The 4806-nt window shown below is 66.0% G+C and carries 4 protein-coding genes; all 4 read left to right on the plus strand.

Annotation, left to right across the window (positions count from 1 at the left end; genetic code table 11):
- Window positions 1-107 precede the first annotated feature (107 nt).
- The 4 genes from ACTS1X_RS08385 (at window position 108) to cysN (ending at window position 4678) form a co-directional block, all read left to right on the plus strand.
- Window positions 108-440, plus strand: a complete 333-nt coding sequence (locus ACTS1X_RS08385) for a DUF423 domain-containing protein (protein WP_442613935.1) — start codon at window positions 108-110, stop codon at window positions 438-440.
- A gap of 83 nt (window positions 441-523) precedes the next feature.
- Window positions 524-1744, plus strand: a complete 1221-nt coding sequence (locus tag ACTS1X_RS08390) for a bifunctional alpha/beta hydrolase/OsmC family protein (protein ID WP_442613936.1) — start codon at window positions 524-526, stop codon at window positions 1742-1744.
- A gap of 85 nt (window positions 1745-1829) precedes the next feature.
- A complete protein-coding gene (gene cysD / locus ACTS1X_RS08395; RefSeq protein ID WP_442613937.1) occupies window positions 1830-2765 on the plus strand; it encodes a sulfate adenylyltransferase subunit CysD in 936 nt (311 codons plus the stop codon).
- A complete protein-coding gene (cysN, locus tag ACTS1X_RS08400; protein ID WP_442613938.1) occupies window positions 2765-4678 on the plus strand; it encodes a sulfate adenylyltransferase subunit CysN in 1914 nt (637 codons plus the stop codon). The genes cysD and cysN overlap by 1 nt, the downstream gene beginning before the upstream one ends.
- Window positions 4679-4806 lie beyond the last annotated feature (128 nt).

A 4806-nucleotide genomic window follows, 5' to 3' on the forward strand; every position in this document is an offset into this window, starting at 1 on the left:
CCGCTCGTCTATGCGATTCCCGTGCAGCTGCTCGCCTATCATGTGGCCGTGGCGAAGGGCACGGACGTCGACCAGCCGCGCAACCTCGCCAAATCGGTGACGGTGGAATGAGCCTGATCGTCGCGCTCGCCGCGCTGTCCGGCGCGCTCGCCGTCGGCGCGGGCGCGTTCGGCGCCCATGGCGCGCAGGGCGACGCCGCGGAATGGCTGAAGACCGGGGCGCAATACCAGCTGGCGCATGCGCTGGCCGCCCTGCTCGCGGTCCAGTTCGACGCGCGCGGGCCGGCTTGGCTGTTCGTCGCCGGCGGCGCGATCTTCGCGGTCACGCTGTATCTGATGGCGCTCGGCTTGCCGCGCTGGCTCGGCGCGATCACGCCGGTCGGCGGCGCGCTGATGATCGGCGGCTGGCTCTGGCTCGCCTGGCAGGCGCTGCGCGGCTAGCACGGTAGCAGGCCGGGACCGGTCGTAACGCCGGGGCCGTTTGCGGCGAACTGGTGCCGGAGAAGACAGCAAAGGAACAGGCGATGCCGGGCACGACCGAGAAATTCCAGTTCACCGGCCGCGACGGCCAGACGCTCGACGGGCGGCTGGAGCTGCCGCCGCGCGGCGCGCCGGTGGCGGTCGCGCTGTTCGCCCATTGCTTCACCTGCACCAAGCAGAGCCGGGCCGCGACGCAGGTCTCCGCAGCGCTCGCCGGCAACGGCATCGCGGTGCTCCGCTTCGATTTCACCGGGCTCGGCGGCAGCGAGGGGGAGTTCGCCAATAGCGGTTTTGCGTCCAATGTCGCCGATCTGGTGGCGGCCGCGGACGCGCTGCGCGAGCGGATGACGGCGCCGGCGATCCTGATCGGGCACAGCCTGGGCGGCGCCGCGGTGATTGCGGCCGCCGAGCGGATCGCCGAGGCCAGGGCGGTCGCGACGATCGGCGCGCCGTTCGATGTCGAGCATGTGCTGGGCCAGCTTGGCGAGGATCTGGCGAAGGTCGAGGCGGAGGGCGAGGCCGATGTCCATATCGCCGGCCGCGCGTTCCGGGTCGGCCGGGATTTCGTCGACCAGACCCGCAACCAGCCGCAGCAGGAGCGGATCGCGGGGCTCGGCAAGGCGCTGCTCGTGATGCACGCGCCCGGCGACGATATCGTCGGAATCGACAATGCGGGCCTGATCTTCGCGGCGGCGAAGCATCCGAAGAGCTTCGTCTCGCTCGACGGCTACGACCATCTGCTGACCGACGCCCATGCCGGCCGCTATGTCGCCGGGCTGATCGCGGCCTGGGCGGCGCGCTACGTGACTGCGGACGAGGCGGCGACCCATGCGCATCCGCGCGGGATCGTCACCGTCGAAAGCGCGGGCGGCACATATACGCAGCGCGTCCAGGCGGGCCCGCACGCCTATCTGGTCGACGAACCGGCCACGCTCGGCGGCGACGATCTCGGGCCGACGCCCTATGACCATCTGCTCACCGCGCTCGGCACCTGCACCTCGATCACGATGCAGATGTATGCCGCGCGCAAGGACATCCCGCTCCAGGGCGTGAAGATCGAGCTCGAGCACAGCCGCGACCATGTCGACGACTGCATAAGCTGCAACAATGACGAGAACCGGATCGACGTGATGGACATGGCGATCGAGCTGGTCGGCGACCTGACCGACGAGCAGCGCAAGAGACTGCTGGAAATCGCGGACAAATGCCCGGTGCACAAGACGCTCGAAAACCGCATCGACATCCACACGACGGCGGTCGGCTAGCGCGCCGGCGGGTGAAAGCTGGGCTTTCACAGCCGCAACCAACCTCCGCTCGCCAAAGTCGCGTCCAGCGCCTAAATGCCCTGCCATGAATGCGAATCCAGCCACGGCCGGGGTCACGCCCGAGCGGCTCACCCATCTCGAACGCCTCGAAGCCGAGGCGATCCACATCATGCGCGAAGTCGTCGCCGAAACCGAAAAGCCGGTCATGCTGTACAGCGTCGGCAAGGACAGCTCGGTCATGCTGCATGTCGCGCTGAAAGCCTTTTATCCGGGCCGGCCGCCTTTCCCGTTCCTCCACATCGCTTCGGGCTGGGATTTCCGGGCGCTGATCGAGCATCGCGACCGCACGGCGAAGGAACATGATCTCGAGCTGATCGTCCATCACAATGACGAGGGCGAGGCGGCCGGCATCAATCCGTTCGACACGGGCTCGGCGCTCTATTCGCAGACCATGCTGACCGATCCGCTCAAACAGGCGCTCACCGAACACGGCTTCGACGCGGCGTTCGGCGGCGGGCGGCGCGACGAGGAAAAGGCGCGGGCGAAGGAGCGGGTCTTCTCGTTCCGCAACGCCAGCCATGGCTGGGATCCGAAGAACCAGCGGCCCGAACTCTGGTCGCTCTACAATGCGCGGAAGAACGCGGGCGAGAGCATCCGCGTCTTCCCGCTCTCCAACTGGACCGAGCTCGATATCTGGCAATATATCCATCTGGAAAATATCGACATCGTCCCGCTCTATTATTCGGCACCGCGCCCGACCGTGGAGCGCGACGGGCTGATCCTGATGACCGACGACGATCGTTTCCGCTTCGAAGCGGGCGAGGAGCCGGTCGAAAAGTCGATCCGCTTCCGCACATTGGGCTGCTATCCGCTGACCGGCGCGGTCGAGAGCGAGGCGGCGGACCTGCCGTCGATCATCCAGGAAATGCTGCTCGCGACCGGATCGGAACGGCAGGGACGGTCCATCGACAAGGGGCAGGGCGCCTCGATGGAGCAGAAGAAGCGGGAGGGCTATTTCTGATGGCCGATATGGAAACCTCCTATCGTCCCGACGCACTCGCCGCCGCGGATATCGACGCCTATCTCGACGGGCACCAGCACAAGTCGCTGCTGCGCTTCATCACCTGCGGTTCGGTCGATGACGGCAAGTCCACCCTGATCGGGCGGCTGCTCTACGACAGCAAGATGATCTTCGAGGACCAGCTCGCCGCGCTCGAGGCCGACAGCAAGCAGGTCGGCACCCAGGGCGACGATATCGATTTCGCGCTGCTCGTCGACGGGCTCGCCGCCGAGCGCGAACAGGGCATCACGATCGACGTCGCCTATCGGTTTTTTGCGACCGAGAAACGCAAGTTCATCGTCGCCGATACGCCGGGGCACGAGCAGTATACGCGCAACATGGTCACCGGCGCCTCGACTGCCGATCTTGCGGTTATCCTGATCGATGCGCGCAAGGGCGTGCTGACCCAGACCCGCCGGCACAGCTATCTCGTCCACTTACTTGGCATCCGGCACATCGTGCTCGCCGTGAACAAGATGGATCTTGTCGATTACGGCCAGGGCGCGTTCGACGATATCGTGTCCGACTATCGCGACTTCGCGACGGAGATCGGGATCGAGGATTTCGTCGCCATCCCCGTTTCGGGCCTCAGGGGCGACAATATCATCGCGAAGAGCGATGCAACGCCCTGGCATGACGGGCCGGCGCTGCTCGACCATCTGGAGACGGTCGGCCTCGACTATGACCGCCGCCGCCAACAGCCCTTCCGCCTGCCCGTGCAATGGGTGAATCGCCCCAATCACGATTTCCGCGGATTTTCCGGCATGATCGCGAGCGGCCGCATCGCGCCCGGCGATGCCGTGCGCGTGCTGCCCTCGGGCAGGACCTCGACCGTCGAGCGCATCGTGTCGCCGGGCGGCGATCTCGACCATGCGATCGCCGGCCAGTCGGTGACCATCACGCTCGCCGACGAGATCGACTGTTCGCGCGGCGACGTGATCGCGGCGGCCGATGCGCCGCCCGAAGTCGCCGACCAGTTCGAGGCGACGATCGTCTGGATGGCCGACGATCCGATGCTGCCGGGCCGCCCCTATGCGATGAAGATCGGCACCAATTCGCTGCGCGCGACGATCACCGACGACAAATATCAGGTGAACGTCAACACGATGGAAAGGACGCCGGGTAAGGAATTGGGATTGAACGGTATTGCGGTCTGCAACATATCGACCGACAAGGCCGTTCCCTTCACCGCCTATGACGACAATCCGGACCTGGGCGGCTTCATCCTGATCGACCGGCTGACCAATGCCACGGTCGGCGCCGGCATGATCCATTTCGCGCTGCGCCGCTCGCAGAACATCCATTGGCAGGCCGTCGACATCACCCGCGAGGCCCATGCCGAACAGAAGGGGCAGCAGGCCAAGCTGCTCTGGTTCACCGGCCTGTCGGGCTCGGGCAAGTCGACGATCGCCAATCTCGTCGAGAAGAAGCTGCACGCGATGGGGCGGCACAGTTTCCTGCTCGACGGCGACAATGTCCGCCACGGCCTCAACCGCGATCTCGGCTTTACCGATGCCGACCGCGTCGAGAATATCCGCCGCGTCGGCGAGGTCGCCAAGCTGATGACCGATGCCGGGCTGATCGTGCTGACCGCCTTCATCTCGCCCTTCCGCGCCGAGCGGCAGATGGTGCGCCAGATGGTGCCGGACGGCGAATTCGTCGAGGTGTTCGTCGACACGCCGCTCGAGGTCGCCGAGGAACGCGACGTGAAGGGCCTCTACAGGAAGGCGCGGGCCGGCGAGCTGAAGAATTTCACCGGCATCGACAGCCCCTATGAGGAACCGCAGAATGCCGAGATCCGGGTCAACACCGTCGAGATGACGGCGGAAGAGGCGGCGGAATATATAGTCGAGCAGTTGTTCGCGGAAGGATGACCGTTGGCGTCCGCCGCTTCGTCATTGCGAGGAGGCCCGAACTCGTTTCGGGGCGACGCGGCAATCCAGAGCTGCAAACTGGCCGCCTGCCGCTCTGGATTGCTTCGTCGCCATGCTCCTCGCAATGA

It is taken from the genome of Parasphingopyxis sp. (assembly GCF_052168275.1).
In the GTDB taxonomy this organism is placed as follows: domain Bacteria; phylum Pseudomonadota; class Alphaproteobacteria; order Sphingomonadales; family Sphingomonadaceae; genus Parasphingopyxis.

Excerpts from the sequence above, each read along its gene's own strand:
- ACTS1X_RS08385 (WP_442613935.1), top strand. The coding sequence starts at position 108 with ATGAGCCTGATCGTCGCGCTCGCCGCGCTGTCCGGCGCGCTCGCCGTC.
- ACTS1X_RS08390 (WP_442613936.1), top strand. The coding sequence starts at position 524 with ATGCCGGGCACGACCGAGAAATTCCAGTTCACCGGCCGCGACGGCCAG.
- cysD (WP_442613937.1), top strand. The coding sequence starts at position 1,830 with ATGAATGCGAATCCAGCCACGGCCGGGGTCACGCCCGAGCGGCTCACC.
- cysN (WP_442613938.1), top strand. The coding sequence starts at position 2,765 with ATGGCCGATATGGAAACCTCCTATCGTCCCGACGCACTCGCCGCCGCG.